Source organism: Streptomyces sp. S6 (assembly GCF_054880855.1).
The window spans coordinates 1-14,377 of the sequence record NZ_JBTYMC010000163.1; the positions used below are offsets into that span (position 1 = coordinate 1).

General features: G+C 72.1%; 16 protein-coding genes and 3 pseudogenes. 4 read left to right on the plus strand and 15 right to left on the minus strand.

The genetic code is table 11. The features are described 5' to 3' along the window. Positions 1–251, minus strand: a pseudogene (locus ACVNF4_RS21725) (hypothetical protein); the annotation flags it as partial. A gap of 50 nt (positions 252–301) precedes the next feature. Between ACVNF4_RS21725 and ACVNF4_RS21730 the strand changes: the two are divergent. Continuing rightward, positions 302–673 (plus strand): annotated as a pseudogene (locus ACVNF4_RS21730) (RrF2 family transcriptional regulator); the annotation flags it as partial. A gap of 8 nt (positions 674–681) precedes the next feature. Further along, complete coding sequence (locus ACVNF4_RS21735; protein ID WP_461804531.1) at positions 682–891, plus strand: hypothetical protein; 210 nt, start codon at positions 682–684, stop codon at positions 889–891. Here ACVNF4_RS21735 and ACVNF4_RS21740 read toward each other — a convergent pair. The 7 genes and pseudogenes from ACVNF4_RS21740 to bla all read right to left on the minus strand — a co-directional run bounded on the left by ACVNF4_RS21740 (position 876) and on the right by bla (position 6,118). Continuing rightward, complete coding sequence (locus ACVNF4_RS21740; protein WP_461804532.1) at positions 876–1,658, minus strand: phosphotransferase enzyme family protein; 783 nt, start codon at positions 1,656–1,658, stop codon at positions 876–878. The two genes, ACVNF4_RS21735 and ACVNF4_RS21740, sit on opposite strands and share 16 nt — an antisense overlap. A gap of 32 nt (positions 1,659–1,690) precedes the next feature. Beyond that, positions 1,691–1,813 carry a hypothetical protein gene (locus ACVNF4_RS21745; RefSeq protein WP_461804545.1) on the minus strand — a complete coding sequence of 41 codons (123 nt, stop codon included), beginning with the start codon at positions 1,811–1,813 and terminating at the stop codon, positions 1,691–1,693. A gap of 24 nt (positions 1,814–1,837) precedes the next feature. Continuing rightward, a pseudogene (locus tag ACVNF4_RS21750) lies at positions 1,838–1,972 on the minus strand (aldo/keto reductase); the annotation flags it as partial. After that, positions 1,969–2,175 carry an aldo/keto reductase gene (locus ACVNF4_RS21755; RefSeq protein ID WP_461804546.1) on the minus strand — a complete coding sequence of 69 codons (207 nt, stop codon included), beginning with the start codon at positions 2,173–2,175 and terminating at the stop codon, positions 1,969–1,971. The pseudogene ACVNF4_RS21750 and the gene ACVNF4_RS21755, both read right to left, overlap by 4 nt. Beyond that, entirely contained in the window at positions 2,172–3,179 is a 1,008-nt protein-coding gene (locus ACVNF4_RS21760; RefSeq protein WP_461804533.1) for a LacI family DNA-binding transcriptional regulator, read from the minus strand. Before ACVNF4_RS21760 ends, ACVNF4_RS21755 begins: the two co-directional genes overlap by 4 nt. A 3-nt stretch (positions 3,180–3,182) precedes the next feature. Continuing rightward, the gene (locus tag ACVNF4_RS21765) at positions 3,183–4,700 is read right to left on the minus strand and encodes an alpha-N-arabinofuranosidase (protein ID WP_461804534.1); all 1,518 of its coding nucleotides are present in this window, start codon (positions 4,698–4,700) and stop codon (positions 3,183–3,185) included. A gap of 542 nt (positions 4,701–5,242) precedes the next feature. After that, on the minus strand, positions 5,243–6,118 hold the full coding sequence (bla, locus tag ACVNF4_RS21770; RefSeq protein WP_461804535.1) for a class A beta-lactamase: 876 nt from the start codon (positions 6,116–6,118) through the stop codon (positions 5,243–5,245). Between the two features lie 104 nt (positions 6,119–6,222). Between bla and ACVNF4_RS21775 the strand changes: the two genes are divergently transcribed. After that, the gene (locus ACVNF4_RS21775) at positions 6,223–6,888 is read left to right on the plus strand and encodes a maltokinase N-terminal cap-like domain-containing protein (protein ID WP_461804536.1); all 666 of its coding nucleotides are present in this window, start codon (positions 6,223–6,225) and stop codon (positions 6,886–6,888) included. Positions 6,889–6,900: 12 nt separating this feature from the next. Here the strand turns inward: ACVNF4_RS21775 and ACVNF4_RS21780 are convergent, their stop codons facing one another. From ACVNF4_RS21780 to ACVNF4_RS21810, 7 genes are all read right to left on the minus strand, one after another. Then, positions 6,901–7,806: a radical SAM protein gene (locus ACVNF4_RS21780; protein WP_461804537.1), complete on the minus strand. Its 906-nt coding sequence runs from the start codon at positions 7,804–7,806 to the stop codon at positions 6,901–6,903. Beyond that, complete coding sequence (locus ACVNF4_RS21785; protein ID WP_461804538.1) at positions 7,794–8,027, minus strand: pyrroloquinoline quinone biosynthesis peptide chaperone PqqD; 234 nt, start codon at positions 8,025–8,027, stop codon at positions 7,794–7,796. The genes ACVNF4_RS21780 and ACVNF4_RS21785 overlap by 13 nt, the downstream gene beginning before the upstream one ends. Next, positions 8,024–8,257: a hypothetical protein gene (locus ACVNF4_RS21790; RefSeq protein ID WP_461804539.1), complete on the minus strand. Its 234-nt coding sequence runs from the start codon at positions 8,255–8,257 to the stop codon at positions 8,024–8,026. Before ACVNF4_RS21790 ends, ACVNF4_RS21785 begins: the two co-directional genes overlap by 4 nt. 91 nt (positions 8,258–8,348) lie before the next feature. Beyond that, positions 8,349–8,564 carry a ferredoxin gene (locus ACVNF4_RS21795; protein ID WP_461804540.1) on the minus strand — a complete coding sequence of 72 codons (216 nt, stop codon included), beginning with the start codon at positions 8,562–8,564 and terminating at the stop codon, positions 8,349–8,351. After that, positions 8,558–9,754 carry a cytochrome P450 gene (locus ACVNF4_RS21800; protein WP_461804541.1) on the minus strand — a complete coding sequence of 399 codons (1,197 nt, stop codon included), beginning with the start codon at positions 9,752–9,754 and terminating at the stop codon, positions 8,558–8,560. Before ACVNF4_RS21800 ends, ACVNF4_RS21795 begins: the two co-directional genes overlap by 7 nt. Before the next feature lie 106 nt (positions 9,755–9,860). Further along, entirely contained in the window at positions 9,861–12,992 is a 3,132-nt protein-coding gene (locus ACVNF4_RS21805) for an amidohydrolase family protein (RefSeq protein WP_461804542.1), read from the minus strand. A 176-nt stretch (positions 12,993–13,168) separates the two neighbouring features. Beyond that, positions 13,169–13,567 carry an SseB family protein gene (locus ACVNF4_RS21810; protein ID WP_461804543.1) on the minus strand — a complete coding sequence of 133 codons (399 nt, stop codon included), beginning with the start codon at positions 13,565–13,567 and terminating at the stop codon, positions 13,169–13,171. Between the two features lie 362 nt (positions 13,568–13,929). Here ACVNF4_RS21810 and ACVNF4_RS21815 point away from each other — a divergent pair. Then, positions 13,930–14,377 (plus strand): SCO2400 family protein (locus tag ACVNF4_RS21815; protein WP_461804544.1); only part of this gene is annotated, 448 nt, incomplete at its 3' end.

Sequence of the window (14,377 nt, forward strand, 5' to 3'; positions counted from 1 at the left end):
ACGTCGCGGCCGTCGGGACGACCCTGCGGGACGCCTGGCCCCAGATCATGGTCGGCGGGGCGCAGGCCGTGTTCCTGCTGGCCGCCGTCTTCTTCGTCGACCCGTGCGGGGAGCCGGCGGGCGGCGGCCTCGGTGCGGGCGCGGCACAGGACGTGGTCGGCGCCGATGACGACTCGGTGGAACTGGCCTTCGTGGACGACGAGTCGGTCAGCGGGTTCGTGCGGGAAACGGTCCGCGTCGGTGGGGTTCACGCCTCCCTGTCTATGACGTGTCCCACCGCACCCGCAAATAGGTGCCAACGCTCACCTCGCGGGAAGTCGCGGAGGCGATGGATGTGCCGTACAGCCATATGGCGAAGGCGATCAGCCGGCTCCAGCACCTCGGGGTGGTGGAGGCCAGGCGGGGCCACAGCGGGGGGCTCGTGCTGACCGGGTTCGGGCGGCGGGCCTCCGTGGGCTGGCTGGTGCGTGAGCTGGAGGGCGCGGGCGAGGTCGTCGCCTGCGAGGGAGATCCGCCGTGTCCGCTGCGTGCGGAATGCCGGTTGCGCGGGGCGTTGCGGGACGCGCAGGAGGCGTTCTTCGACGCGCTCGATCCGCTCGTGATCGCCGATCTGGTGGCCCCGCCGACCGCGCCCCCTCGCCCCACGCCCACCGCACCGAACTCCTCTCCCTGATCGAGAAGTTGCCGAACGCGACCCTCCACCTCTCCTACGGCCGGCCGGTGGACCTCGACGCCCTCGCCCTCTCCCCGAACGTCACCGCCCTCCTCTGCGGCCCTCTCCCCTTCCTGCGCGCGATCCGCGCCGGACTCCTTGCCAAGGGCGTTCCGGCCGACGCGATCCACTACGAACTCTTCAGCCCCGACCACTGGTTCGCTCAGAGCAACGCCTGAAGCCAGCGCTCCTCACGCGCCTCGATGTACTCGGCGTCCCCACGCCAGGCGTCCCCGTGGCCCTCGTTCCAGAGGGTCGTCCAGGGCTGGTCGCCCCGGGCGGAGCTGTCGCGCAGGAAGTCGTGCATCGCCCGCGCCCGGCGGCCCAGCATCGGTACGAGGTCCCGGCGTTCGGCCTCGTCCAGCCCGTAGGCGTCGGCGAAGACCCGCAGCCGTGCGGGGGCGTCGATGCGCTGCCAGTCGGGGTGGGCGGAGAGCGGGACGAACCCCCGGATCGCGTAGGCGACGTCCCACAGCCGGGATCCGGGAGCGGCCGTGTCCCAGTCGATGAACGCCCACCCGTGGTCGCCGTCCGTCACCAGGTTCCACGGTGCCAGGTCCTGGTGGGCGATGATCTCGGCGCCCTCGGCCGGTACCAGCGTCTGCCAGCGGGCGTCGGGCGGGGGCGTGAAGTCCCGTACGGCGTCGTGGAATTCGCGGACGAGCCGGGCGACGCGCGCGAGGGCGTGCACCGGGTCCACGAGGGCGAAGCGATGCGGCCAGACGACCTCGCCGGGGACGAACGTCAGGACCTCCCGGCCCTGTTCGTCGATCCCGAGGGGGCGCGGGGCCGCCCGGAAGCCGGCGTCGTTCAGGTGGGTGAGGAGGGCGTGGACCGCGGGGGTCCAGGGTCCGGCGGGGCGGCGGACGGTGTCTTTGATCCGTACGACGCCCGCGCTGGCGTTGCCTCCGGTCAGCGGGTGTTCGGTCGTGTCGTCATGCTGCATGGGCCGACTCTGCACCGCCGAACGGCCCGCGATCACCCGGTTTTCGGCCGGTGGGTGACGCCCTCCCGGGCACCGGGGGCGAGGGTCGGGGTGGTGACCGGGGTGTCGCCGAGTGCCGTGTCCACGGCCGTCAGCAGGTCGTCGCCCAGGTGCACGCCGGACGCCGCCGCGTTGGCGTGGATCTGCTCCGGGCGGGAGGCGCCGACGATCGCCGAGGCGACCTCGGTGCGCCGCAGGACCCAGGCGAGCGCCAGGGTCGTCAGGCTGAGTCCCGCCTCCTCGGCGATCGGCCTGAGCCGTTCGACGGCGTTCAGGGGTTGGCCTCGGTGTGGACGAGTTCCTTCGCCTCGCCCATCGTGCCGCTCGCGAACCTGATGCCCTGCGGGGCGGGTTCGCCCGGCCGGTACTTGCCGGTGAGCAGCCCTTGGGCGAGCGGCGACCACACGATCTGCGAGATGCCGTTGTCCGCGCAGAGGATCCGCCCCGGGCGGCCCGCCCCTCCCCCGGTTCTCCTCACGGGCCGCCGGTCGACTCGCGGATCGCGAGCGTGAAGCCGCTCACGAACTCCTCGTACCGGGGCGGTGGTTCGTGCTGCTCGATGCGGGTGAGGAGGAGGGCGACGGCGCGTTCGGCCATCGCGTCGTGGTCGGGGTCGACGCTGGAGAGGGAGGGGACGAGGTAGGCGCTCTCGGCGAGGTTGTCGAAGCCGATGACCTTGACCTGGCCGGGGACGCGGACGCCGGTATCGGCGAGGCCGCGCAGGACGCCCGTGGCGAGGGTGTCGGTCACGCAGAACACGCCGTCGAAGTCCAGGCCGCCCGCGACCATGTCCCGCGCGCACCGGGCGCCGTCCGCCAGCCCGAACCGGGCGACTTTCCGGACCAGTCCGGGATCCTGTGGCAGGCCCGCGTCGCTCAGGGCCCGCCGGTAGCCGGCGAGGCGGAGGCTGGAGGTGTCGACCTCGTCGACCTCCCCGCAGACCAGGACGATCCGCGTACAGCCCCGCTCGATCAGGTGGCCGACGGCCGCGCGGGACGCCTCCAGGTTCGGCATGCCGACGTGGTCGACGGGGCCGCCGGTGATGCGGTCGCCGAGGACCACCACCGGGTGGTCGACGGTGAGCCGCTCGGCGTCGGTCTGGCCGAGGCCGACGGCGCTGAGCAGGAGGCCGTCGTAGAGGCGGTTGCGGGAGAGGGAGAGGGCGTCGAGTTCGCTCTCCCGCGTGGCGGCGGTCTGTTCGATGCCGACGCGCAGGCCGTACCGTTCAGCGGCGGCGATGACGCAGGACGCCAGCCTGCCGTAGTACGCGCTGTCGATCTGGGGCAGGGCGAGACCGATGGTGCCGGTGCGGCCCTTGCGGAGGTTGCGGGCGGCGACGTTGACCCGGTAGTCGAGCCGGGCCATCGCCTCCAGGACCTTCTCCCGGGTCTCCCGCCGCACGTTGGGGTGGCCGTTGATGACGTTGGAGACGGTCATCGCGGACACCCCGGCCGCCTTCGCCACGTCCTGGAGCGTCGCCATGGGTCAGTTCAGCGGGGCCTGGAGGGTGAGGAAGGAGTGCGGGGGCAGCGTCAGGGTCAGGGCGCCGTCCGTCGCCTTGACGCCGTCGAAGGGGCGCGGGGCGACCGTGTCCTTCGCCTCGGGGGTGTTGTGGCCGGCGATCGCGTCGGCCGTCAGGAGCCGGGCGACGGGGGCGCCGAGCGTGCCTCCCCGCAGGTCGAGGGTGACCTCGGCCGGTTCGTCGGCGTCGAGGTTGGAGAGGGAGACGAGGACCTTGCCGTTCTTGACGCTGGCGGAGACGGAGACCGTGGTGAGTTCCGCGTCGCCGACCGTGCGCCGGGCCTCGTCGGCCTTGAGGTGGACTGCGAGTGAGGTGGCGTCCTGGTGGTCCTTGTTCATCTCGAAGACGTGGTACGTCGGGGTGAGGACCAGCTGGTCGCCGTCGGTGAGGATCATCGCCTGGAGGACGTTGACCGTCTGGGCGATGTTCGCCATGTGGAGGCGGGCCGCGTGCTTGTGGAAGATGTCAAGGTGCGTGCTGGCGACGAGCGCGTCGCGCATGGTGTTCTGCTGGAAGAGGAAGCCCGGGTTGGTGCCCGGCTCGACGTCCCACCAGGTGCCCCACTCGTCGAGGACCAGGCCGACCGTGCGTCCACGGTCGTAGATGTCCATCACGGTGGAGTGTCCGGTGAGGATGTCGTCGATCCGGCGGGCCGAGATCATCGTGCGGTAGTAGTCGTCTGTGTCGAAATCTGTCGCGCTGCCTTTCGCCTCCCACGGTCCGGCCAGTGTGTAGTAGTGAACGGACACGCCCTGGAAGAAGTTCCTGGGCGTCGCCTCGCATCCGAAACAGCTGATCTGCTGCATCAGCGTCTCGGTCCACTTGTAGTCGGCGTCGGCGGCGCCGCAGGCGATCCGGTACAGCTTGTTGTCGCCGTGGTCGCGGCAGTAGGTGGCGTACTGGCGGGCCAGGTCGGCGGAGTACTCGGCGCGCATGTTGCCGCCGCAGCCCCAGGTCTCGTTGCCGATGCCCCAGTACTTCACCTTCCAGGGCTCCTCGCGCCCGTTGTCCTTGCGCAGCCGCACCATCGGGCTCGCGCCGTCACGGGTGAGGTACTCGACCCACTCGCTCATCTCCCGCACGGTCCCGGAGCCCACGTTCCCGCTGATGTACGGCTCGGCGCCCAGGAGTTCGCACAGCGCCATGAACTCGTGGGTGCCGAAGTGGTTGTTCTCCTCGACGTTCCCCCAGTGCGTGTTGACCATCCGGGGCCGCTCCTCGCGCGGCCCGACGCCGTCCCGCCAGTGGTACTCGTCCGCGAAACAGCCGCCCGGCCAGCGCAGGTTGGGAATGTTCAGCGCCCGCAGCGCCTGCACGACGTCCAGCCTGATCCCTCCCTCGTTCGGGATCTCCGAGTCCTCCCCCACCCAGAACCCGCCGTAGATGCAGCGGCCCAGGTGCTCGGCGAAGTGACCGTACAGATGACGGCTGATCGTCGGCCCCTCGATGTCGAGGTTGATGACCGCGGTGGCATTGGGCACAGGGACTCCCCGGAGGATGACGCGTACGACGACGAGGTGATCGTTTGTAGCGATAAAAACGCTCACACGGCACCGTCGACGGCGTCAAGGCCACCCGGCACCGCAGACGTCACGGAAACTTTCGCTGCGCGGATTCGCCGTGGGTGCTGGGCAGTTCGGGGCACCGGAGAGACCCGCACGGGCGTGAAGCGAGGGGCGGGGGAATCACAAGGCCGGAGGTCAAGATCTCACAGCACATGGCCCGTCCGACGACGAGCCGGCTGCCTCTCGTACGACCGAGGCGCCCAGCGCGCGGGCCGCGCCCGGCCCACCCCACGCAGCCGGCCCGAACAACTCACGTCCGTCGGCCCTCCGCCCGGCCGACCGAGCACCCGACAGTGCCCGCACACCGCGCACCGCCCCCACGACCGGCTCCCGCCGAGAACCACTCGCCGACAACCACCCGCCGTGGACGGCACCGCACCGAGGACGCCGCGCCCGTGCCCATCGACCGGAACCGACGCCCCCGACACACGGGCCCCGGATTCACCCGGCCGTCCCCCTCACCCCAGCTCCCTCGCCACCACCCGCACCGCCCGAGCCACCAGCGCGCTCTCCGCGGACCCCTCCGCCGTGAACTTCGTCGACAGCACCGCGATCACCAGCGGCGGCCGGCCGGGCGGCCAGACGACGCCGGCGTCGTTCGCGGTGCCGTAGCTCCCGGTGCCCGTCTTGTCGGCGAGGGTCCAGTCGGTGGGGAGCCCGGCGCGGAAGCGTTCGGTGTTGGTGGTGTTGGCGACGAGCCAGGAGGTGAGGTGGGTGCGGCCGGGCGGGGAGAGGGCGCCTCCGAGGAGGAGTTTCCCGAGGGTGCCGCCGATCGCGTGCGGAGTCGTCGTGTCCGTCTCCCGCCAGGGTTCGGCGGAGTTGAGGTCGGGCTCCCAGCGGTCGAGGCGGGTCACGCGGTCGCCGAGGGCGCGGGCGAGGCGGGTGACGGCGGTGGGGCCGCCCAGTTGGCGCAGGAGCAGGTTGGCGGCGGCGTTGTCGCTGTGGGAGACGGCGGCGGCGCAGAGTTCCTCGACGGTCATGCCGGTCCCGACGTGCCGGGAGGTGATCGGCGCGTACCCGGAGGAGGTGACGTCCTCCTGCGTGTAGTGGATCCGCCGGGACAGGTCCACGCCCTCCCGCAGGACCGCTCCCGCCGCGACCGCCTTGAACACGGAGCACATGGGGAACCGTTCGTCCGCGCGGTGCGTGACGGTCCTCCCGGTGGCCGTGTCGCAGGCGAAGACACCGAGCCGGGCGGCGTACTCGCGTTCCAGGTCACCGAAGGCGTCCTGTGCCGCGGCATGCGCCGAGGGCGCCGTCGCCGCCAGGGCGAAGCCGGCGCCCGCCGCGAGCAGCGTGCGTCGTCGGGGTCCGGTCGTGTACGGATGTGCCATGGTCGTCCGTCCTGAAGGTCGTAGATCTTGGCTGAGTCGTTCAAGACGCGACCGGGAATCAATCAGTTTCGATCATCACGTTTCTTGATGGAGAATCCCGGAACATGTCGATCATCCATCGCACCACACTCGACCCCACCAAGCCGGAGCTGCTCACCCCGTGGCTCCCCACCCGCCCCTGGTACCGAGGCGGCACGGCGACCCCGCAGCTCACCAAGGCCGGCGGTTTCCGTCTCGACGACCCCGAGGGCGAGGTCGGCATCGAGTTCTTCGTCGCGACGGACACCGCGACGGACACACCCGGCACGTCCGGCACCCCGCACGCCTACTTCTTCCCCCTCACCTACCGAGGCGCTCCCCTCCCCGGTGCCGACCACGCCCTCATCGGCACCCTGGAGCACGGCGTCCTCGGCAAGCGCTGGGTGTACGACGGCGTCCACGACCCGGTCCTCACCAGCACCCTCGCCGACTTCCTCGCCAGCCGCCTCCAGGCCCAGGCCCAGAGCGCGAACGACACCGTCGACGAGGAGATCACCCACGCGTACCTGTCCGACACCCCGGTCCTGACCGGCGAGGTCACCGTCACCGACACCCCGGACGGCACCACCCTCACCACTCCTGACGGTCCCGCCGTCCACTTCAACCGCGTCCTGACCGACGTACCCGACGCCCCTCCGACGGACGCCCTCGGCCACGTCACGGGTGCCTGGAGCACCCCGGACGGCACCCGCGTGCGGGGCGTGTTCGCCGTGATCGGGACGCGAGCCTGACCGCACCGGCCCTCACCCCCGGTACACGAACTGCCCACCGCGCTCCCCGGCGAGTCCGCTGATCACCCCATGGTCCGGCGACAGTGAACAGGCGGGGTCCGTGCGCCCCGCGTCCCCCTTGAGCGCGAACACCTGACACCGGCAGCCCCCGAAGTCGACGTCCTTTCGGGGGCAGCCCCGGCAGGGCTCGGACATCCAGTCGCTCCCCCGATAGGCCTCGAACGCCGCCGACTCGGCCCAGATCCGTTCGAGAGACTCCTCCCTGACGTTGGGCAGGTCGAGCGGCAGGCTGTACGCGGCGGGACACGGCAGCACCCGCCCATCAGGCGCCACCATCAGCGAAACCGCGCCCCAGCCCCCCATGCAGGGTTTCGCGACCCCCTCGAAGTAATCCGGCACGACCCAGATCAACTCCGTCTCCGTCCGCCCCCGCCACGCCTCCACCACCCCTCGCGCCCACACGAGTTGCTCCCGGTCCGGCATGAGCGCGCCCCGGTTGCGCAACCCCCACCCGTAGAACTGGGTGTTGGCCAACTCGATGCGCACAGCCCTCCAGTCGACCCCCAGCCGGATGATCGCGTCGAGCCGGTCGAGGTTGTGCCGGTGCAGGACGACGTTGAGGCCGAGGGGCAGTCCGGCGTCCTTGATCAGCCGGGCGGCCCTCTCCTTCGCACCGAACGACCGGCGCCCGGCGATGAGTTCGGCCAGATCACGCCGCAGGAGCGGCTCCCCGCCGGAGAGGTGTGCGTGGGCGATGCCGAGGCGTCCGGCCTCGTCGAACACGCGCAGCCACTCGGCGGTCGTCAACTCGGCGGCGCGCGGCACGAGTTCGGTGGGGTTGGAGCAGTAGGGGCAGCGCAGCGGGCAGCCGTGGGTGAGTTCCGCGAGCATCGCCCAGGGCGGGTTCAGCGCAGCCATCCGCGCTCCTTCACGTCGTCCAGGAACTCGGTGACGCCGTCGCTCTCGCCGAGGGCGGCGATGATCTCGGGGACGGTCCGGTTGCCGTCGCACAGACCGACGACGGCGGCGGCCTCGACGCTGAGGACGACGATCCGTTCCGGGACGATCAGCAACGTCGCTTCGCGCACAGGGCAGTTGCGCAGCCGGGCGTACGGACTGAGGGCGGGGCGCCAGGTCATGCGGGGGCCCGGTCGACGGCGTCGAGGAGGGTCCACAGGACCTCGCACTTGTAGGCGAGCGCGTCGAGGGCGGCCTGCCGGTCGGCACGGGTGCGGGCGCGGTCGAGGACGTAGGCGAGTGCTTCGCCGAAGCCGGCGGGGGCGTCGGAGCCGGTGGCGGACCCGCCGCCGTAGGAGGCGACGAGCGCCACGGCGGCCACCACTGCCAGTGCCGACGGAAGCGTTCTCATCGTGGACCTTTCGGTGAGGCCTGCTCACGGCCTCATGCCTGCTCGCAGCGTCGCGCCTGCTCGCGGCCTCACCATAAGGTCAGCTCAGAGGTCACGCATCCCGGGAGGCTTCCTCACGCACGGTGATCGCCGAGGCGGGGCACACGGCCGCCGCCTCCCGCGCCGCCGCCTCGTGCCGTGGCGCGGGCGAGTCGGTGCGGAGCACCACGACACCGTCGCCCTCCCCCTGGTCGAACACCTCGGGCGCGAGCAGGACGCAGTTGCCCGCGCCGCAGCACGCGGACCGGTCGACGGAGAGCCTCACCACCGCACCGGCACTTCGCTCAGTCCACCGACCAACAGGCCCTCGACACGCCGGAGTTCCTCGGCGGGGACGGCGAGGCGGAGGGTGGGGAGCCTGCGCAGGAGCACCTCCAGGGCGACCTGGAGTTCGGTGCGGGCGAGGCTCTGGCCCAGGCAGGCGTGCGGTCCCGCGCCGAACGTGAGGTGCGGGTTGGGGCTGCGGGACAGCAGCAGGGCGTCCGGGTCCTCGAAGACGGACGCGTCGCGGTTCGCGGCGGCCAGGGCGCAGAAGACGGTGGCGCCGCGCGGCAGCGTCTCGCCGCCGATCTCGATGTCGTCGGTGAGGTAACGGCTGAGCCCGGCGCCGAGGTTGACGTCGAAGCGCAGGGTCTCCTCGACCGCCGTGCGGACCGACTCGGGGTGGGCGACGAGGTGTTCCCAGCGGGTGCGGTCGGCCAGGAGCATCGCGACCGCCTTGCCGATCGCGTTGGCGGTCGTCTCGTGTCCGGCGACCAGCAGCCCGATGCCGGTGCGCAGCAGCCAGGCGTCACTGACGTCCTCGACGTCCGCGATCAGCATGCTGAGCAGATCGTCGCCGGGATGTTCGCGCACCTCGGCGATGTGCCGGGACAGGTAGGCGTCGAACTCCTCGTAGGCCGCCGCGCTCTCGGCCTTCGTCCAGCGGCTGACGTTGAGAAAGGAGTCGGACCAGTGCGCCAGCCGGTCGCTGTCCTCGGCGGGGACGCCCAGGATCGCGCAGATCACGAAGACGGGCAGCGGGAACCCGAACGCGCCCTTCAGCTCGGCGGGTTGGCCCTGTTCGACCATGGCGTCGACGAGCCGTTCCGCGCGGTCGGTGATCACGGGCCGCAGCGCGGTCATGCGTTTGGCGGTGAAGTACTTCCCGACCTGCCGCCGCCACTGCTGATGCCCCTCGCCCCGGTCGGGTACGACGTCGTGGAGTTCCCCGTCGACGACCGGGCCGCCCCCTCCCTCGGGGGCGAGCCGGGCGGCGCCGTCGTCACTGGTGGGCCGGGCGAAGCGGGGGTCGAAGAGCAGGGCTCGTACGTCGTCGTACCGGGTCAGGAGCGTCGCCTCGTCGCCGCTGGGCAGCCGGACCGCCGCGACCGGGCACTCCCGGCGCAGTTCGGCCCAGGCTCCGGGCGGTTCCAGGGGGTTCTCGGCGAGCAGGGGAAGTCGGGGGAGATCGGACACCGCACACACCTCCAAAGGGCCCTGTCGACGCTACGCAGATGTGCATGATGCAACAAGGAGCGGTTCGGCCGTCTCCCCGGACCGGCTCGGCGCCCCCGCAGGGCTGTCAGCCCGCGCAGCAGCCGTCCCGGTGCAGCACCTCCCCCACCGCGAGCCAGTCCGTCCCGGCGTGCAGGGTGTTTTCGCGGGTGCCGACGAGGTCGGCGGGGTGGTGGACAACCCCGTCGCGCATCGTCCACGCCGTGCGCACGAGGGCGTCGAAGTCGGTGAACGGGTCCCCGTCGACGGCCGTGAGGTCGGCGAGCTTGCCGGGCTCGACGCTCCCGAGATCGTCGGCGACGCCGAACACGCGGGCCGGCTCCACGGTCGCGCTGGCCAGCGCCCGGGCCGGGGTGAAGCCGCCGTACCGGTGCAGGGCGCGCAGTGCGAGGTGGACGTGGAGACCGACGGGGGTGAGCGGGGCGTCCGTGCCGAGCGCGAGAGTCCCGCCCTCTTCGACGATCCTGCGGTAGATACCCATCTCGATGCTCAGGCCCCGGAGTTGGCCCTCGGTCGGCGGGGTGGCGGCCGTGTTCCGGACGGTCGCGGTGTCCCAGGGCGGCATCAGGATCGTGACGCGGGGGTCCTGGGCGAGCGCGGGGTCGGCGCCGAGCAGGGGCAGTGCCTGGAAGGGGGTGACGATCAGCGCGAACTCGCCGTCGCGGTAGATCTCGTGAACGTCCTGATAGGCGTGGCCGGTCGGGGACAGGGCGCGGCTGTACTCCTGGCGCTGGGTGGCGAGCAGGTGGGTGGTGAGGGTCTGGCCGCTCTGGCGGCCGGGGGTGAGGAGGTGACTGCCCGCCGGTATGCCCAACTCCCGTGCCGTGCGGGCGGCTTCGGCCATGATCCAGGCGGGGGCGCGGACGTAGGTCTTGACGAAGTCGTAGTCGAGGGCGGCGGCCCGTTCCAGGCTGCGGCGCACGCCGTCCTTCGTGGTGTGCGCGCGTCCCATGCTGTAGGCGACGCGGCTGCCGTCGAGCAGTTCGCCGGTGGTGAGCATGCGCGGTCCGTGCAGCGCGCGGGCGTCGGTCGCCTCCCTCAACCGGGCCTGTTCGTAGGCGAATCCGCCGAGGGAGGCGGTGCTCGTGATGCCGTAGGCCAGGTTGAGGCGGGTCTGCCGGCCGCCGTAGATGTTCTGGTAGGGGTGCGTGTGGGCGTCCCACAGACCCGGCAGGACCGTCTGCCGGGAGGCGTCGACCGGGCGTTCCCCTCGGCGGGGCGCGCGGTGGGGTTCGACGGCTCTGATGCGGTTGCCCTCGATCACGACGTCCACGTCGTCGCGGACGCGTTCCCCGGTGCCGTCCCAGAGGCGGCCCGCGTGGACGCGGACGACGTCCGTGCGGGGCGGGAGGGCGCGGGCGGTGCGCAGCGGGACCGGGAGCGTGCGGCTGCCGGTGCCGTCGGCCGAGGTCAGGCGCAGTTTCGTGCCGGAGAGGTGGAGCAGGCGGGTGGAGTCGCCGGACCAGGTGGGGTGGTCGGCGGGGTCGTCGGTGAGGCGGCGGGGCGCACCGTCGGGGGTGCCGTCCGGGCGGACCGGCAGGAGCCACAGCGCGGACTCGGCGACGTACGCGAGATGCCTGCCGTCCGGCGACCACACCGGGCCGCTGTCGTAGCGGTCGGCGAGGGAGGTGTGCGGGCGGGGCAGGTGGGTGCGGGAGGTGCCGTCGGTGGTGTCGACGATCCGGATGACGTTGTATCCCTCCCGGAACCGCTGGTTGAGGCGGTTGCGGTCGCACAGCACCACGTACCGTCCGTCCGGCGACCAACTCGGCCGTCCCGGCAGCCCGTTCGCGCCGAACGGCGGGGCGAGGACGGTCTCCTTGCCGTCGGCGACGTCGACGACGATCAGGTTGCCGGTGACGTCGTGGCAGGCCAGGCGTGAACCGTCCGGTGAGAGCGCGGGGTTGACCCGGCCGCCGGACGCGAGGACCGTGTCCGTGCCGTCGTCCAGGGTCAGTTGACGCACGGCGGCCAGGCCGTCCCCGTCCCGGTCGTGAACGTAGACGAGGCTGCGGCCGTCCCGGCTCCACGACGGCATCTGTAGGTAGTGCGCGGCGTCGGACTCGACCAGTTTGCGGGGCCGTCCGCCGAGCGGCATGTGCCACAGGGCGCCGAGTGCGCAGAACGCGACCGACCTGCCGTCCGGCGCGAGCACCGGGAAGTGCACTCCGCGTACGGCCCTGGCGGCGGTCGAGTCGAAGTCGCGCCGCTTGTCCGGGCGGGGCGTCGGTGTCACGCGGGTGCGCGCGGTGAACGGCACTGTCCGTGCCGTTCCCGTCGCGAGTGTCCGGCGCGTGACCTTGCCGTCCGCGAAGTAGACGATCGCCCCGTCACCGGTCCAGCTCGGTGGCTGCGGCGACACGTCCTCGTCCCCGGAGACGACCGTCCCGTCCACGACCAGCGAGGCGCTCTCGGTGTAGGTGCCGACGCTCTGGGCGCTCAGCCAGACGTGGGCGAGCCGTCCGTCGCGTGAGACGGCGGGGCCGACGACGCTGCCGGTGTCGACGGTGCGGACGACGACGGCCTCACCGCCGGCGGCCGGTGCGGCGGCGATCGTGCGGGCGACGCCCTGCTCGGCGCGGACGAAGAGGATGCGGTCGCCGTCGGGGTGCCAGGCGGGGTCGTAGTCCTCGGCGCCCTGCCGGTCCGTGACCCGGGTGAGGCGGCCGGTGCCGACCTCGACCGTCCAGATGTCGTAGGAGCTGCCGGTGACGTCGCTGCCGCCGCGCTCGGAGGAGAAGGCGATCCGGCGTCCGTCCGGGGACCAGCTCACCCCCCGGTCGTCCCAGGGGCCGGAGGTGAGCTGCCGTAGCCGGGAGCCGTCTGGGGCCATGGTCCACAGGTGGAATCCGCCGCCCCGGTAGGCGCAGAAGGCGACCGTCGAGCCGTCGGGCGACCAGGCGGGGCGCGTCGGTTCGAGGGAGGCGTCGGTCAGCGGCGTGGCCGTGCCGCCGTCCTTCGGCAGGGCCCACAGGACGCCCTGGACCTCGATGACCAGCCGTTCGCCGCCGGGGGCGACGGTCACGCCCGCGTTGGTGCCGGACGTGAACGACAACGTTCTCCCGGCCCTGGCCCGCGCGGCATCCGAAGCCTCCGACCCGCGCACCGCCGCGCCCGCCGGGGTGGTCACGAGCAGCGCCGCCCCGGCCCCCGCCCCGATGAAACCCCTCCTGCTGATGTCGTACCGGCGTCCGCTCATACGGGTGTCCCCTTTTCGACCCGACCGATTGATGTCCGTACCGATGTGCGCCCGTATCCACCCTTTAGGCGTGCGCATGTCATACGTGAGCTGAAGGACATCAGATCAGACGAACACCGGTACCGCACCTACGCATGGGCCTGCGAGCGACGGTGTGGCCGAAAGGGAGCGGTCGGTCACCGCGTCCTGGAGTCCAGGAGTTCCTTGACACCCTGGGCCGTCAGCGTGACCTCGTCCGCCGAACCCGCGTCGATGACCAGCATGGGCCCCTCGGCGGGCCAGTCGTGGGCGAGGGCGCCCAGCAGGATCTGCCGGTGGCGAGTCACCTGCGGGAACGCCTGGCGCAGCCGGTCCGGGGAGGTGAACACGGGGACGAGTTCGGTGCCGTCGGGCTGTTCGTAGACAGGGATGCTCACCGTCGCGGACGGCTGCTCCCCGGGCGGATCGCCGACGGGGACGAGGATCTCGCTGGCCGCGAGGGTCAGCAGCTCGGCCTCGTCCGCGTCACCGGTGACGATCGCGCGCAGGGCGAGCCGTACGGCGGAGTCGGCGCCGTTCGGGAACTGGTCGGTCATGGGAGGCACTCCGCATCGTGGTCGGGGACATGGCGCGTACGGCCGTCCGGCCGGGTACACCGCCCCCGGGTGCCCGGTCCCGCACATCCCATGCGGCGGTCCGGTGAGACCGGTCACGGCGCGGACACGTAAAGTCCCCAACTCCCTTTCCAGGTAAGGCAGTAGGGGCCGCACAAGCCTCGAACGCCGTATTCGTGCCGTGTGTGCCGCCCATGCCGACGGCATCTGCGCAAGGGCCACACACGGACTGCACACCCCCTGCCGAAAGGGCCGCTAGCGTTCTGGCCGTTCGCCTCCGTGTGCGAACGGGACCAGGCCACGGTACGACCAGCCGATGGCGCAGCCGAGTCAGGAAGGCCACGATGGACTACTGCTCCACGTGCCGTCGTCATCTCAACGGTGCTCTGGTGTGCCCCGGGTGCGGCGCCTACGCCCCGGACATCGCCCCGCTCCCCGGTGGAGCCCCGGCACTGATCGCGACGGCCACGGCGGCGCCGGTCCACGACGAGCCCGTCCCGTACAGGTACGCCGAGGGCCCGGCGGACACGCCGGACGAGTCGTTCGACGCCGCCACCGCCTCGGGCCGGGCCGCGCGCCGGCGCCAGCGGGAGCGCTGGAAGAAGACGCAGCGCCGGGCGCTGGTCGCGACGGCGGTCGCCCTGGTCGGCGGCGGCCTGACGGTCTCCTCGATGAGCCGCCAGTCCACGGACCGCACACAGGCCGCGTCCGCGCCGGACCGGGAGCCGATGGGCGTCGCGGAGGAGGAGGTCGGCCAGCCCACCGCGCCGGAGTCGGCACCGTCCGACGCAC

Coding starts and splice junctions, on each gene's coding strand:
- ACVNF4_RS21740 (WP_461804532.1), bottom strand. CDS start 1,658: ATGCAGCATGACGACACGACCGAACACCCGCTGACCGGAGGCAACGCC.
- ACVNF4_RS21760 (WP_461804533.1), bottom strand. CDS start 3,179: ATGGCGACGCTCCAGGACGTGGCGAAGGCGGCCGGGGTGTCCGCGATG.
- bla (WP_461804535.1), bottom strand. CDS start 6,118: ATGGCACATCCGTACACGACCGGACCCCGACGACGCACGCTGCTCGCG.
- ACVNF4_RS21775 (WP_461804536.1), top strand. CDS start 6,223: ATGTCGATCATCCATCGCACCACACTCGACCCCACCAAGCCGGAGCTG.
- ACVNF4_RS21780 (WP_461804537.1), bottom strand. CDS start 7,806: ATGGCTGCGCTGAACCCGCCCTGGGCGATGCTCGCGGAACTCACCCAC.
- ACVNF4_RS21785 (WP_461804538.1), bottom strand. CDS start 8,027: ATGACCTGGCGCCCCGCCCTCAGTCCGTACGCCCGGCTGCGCAACTGC.
- ACVNF4_RS21790 (WP_461804539.1), bottom strand. CDS start 8,257: ATGAGAACGCTTCCGTCGGCACTGGCAGTGGTGGCCGCCGTGGCGCTC.
- ACVNF4_RS21805 (WP_461804542.1), bottom strand. CDS start 12,992: ATGAGCGGACGCCGGTACGACATCAGCAGGAGGGGTTTCATCGGGGCG.
- ACVNF4_RS21810 (WP_461804543.1), bottom strand. CDS start 13,567: ATGACCGACCAGTTCCCGAACGGCGCCGACTCCGCCGTACGGCTCGCC.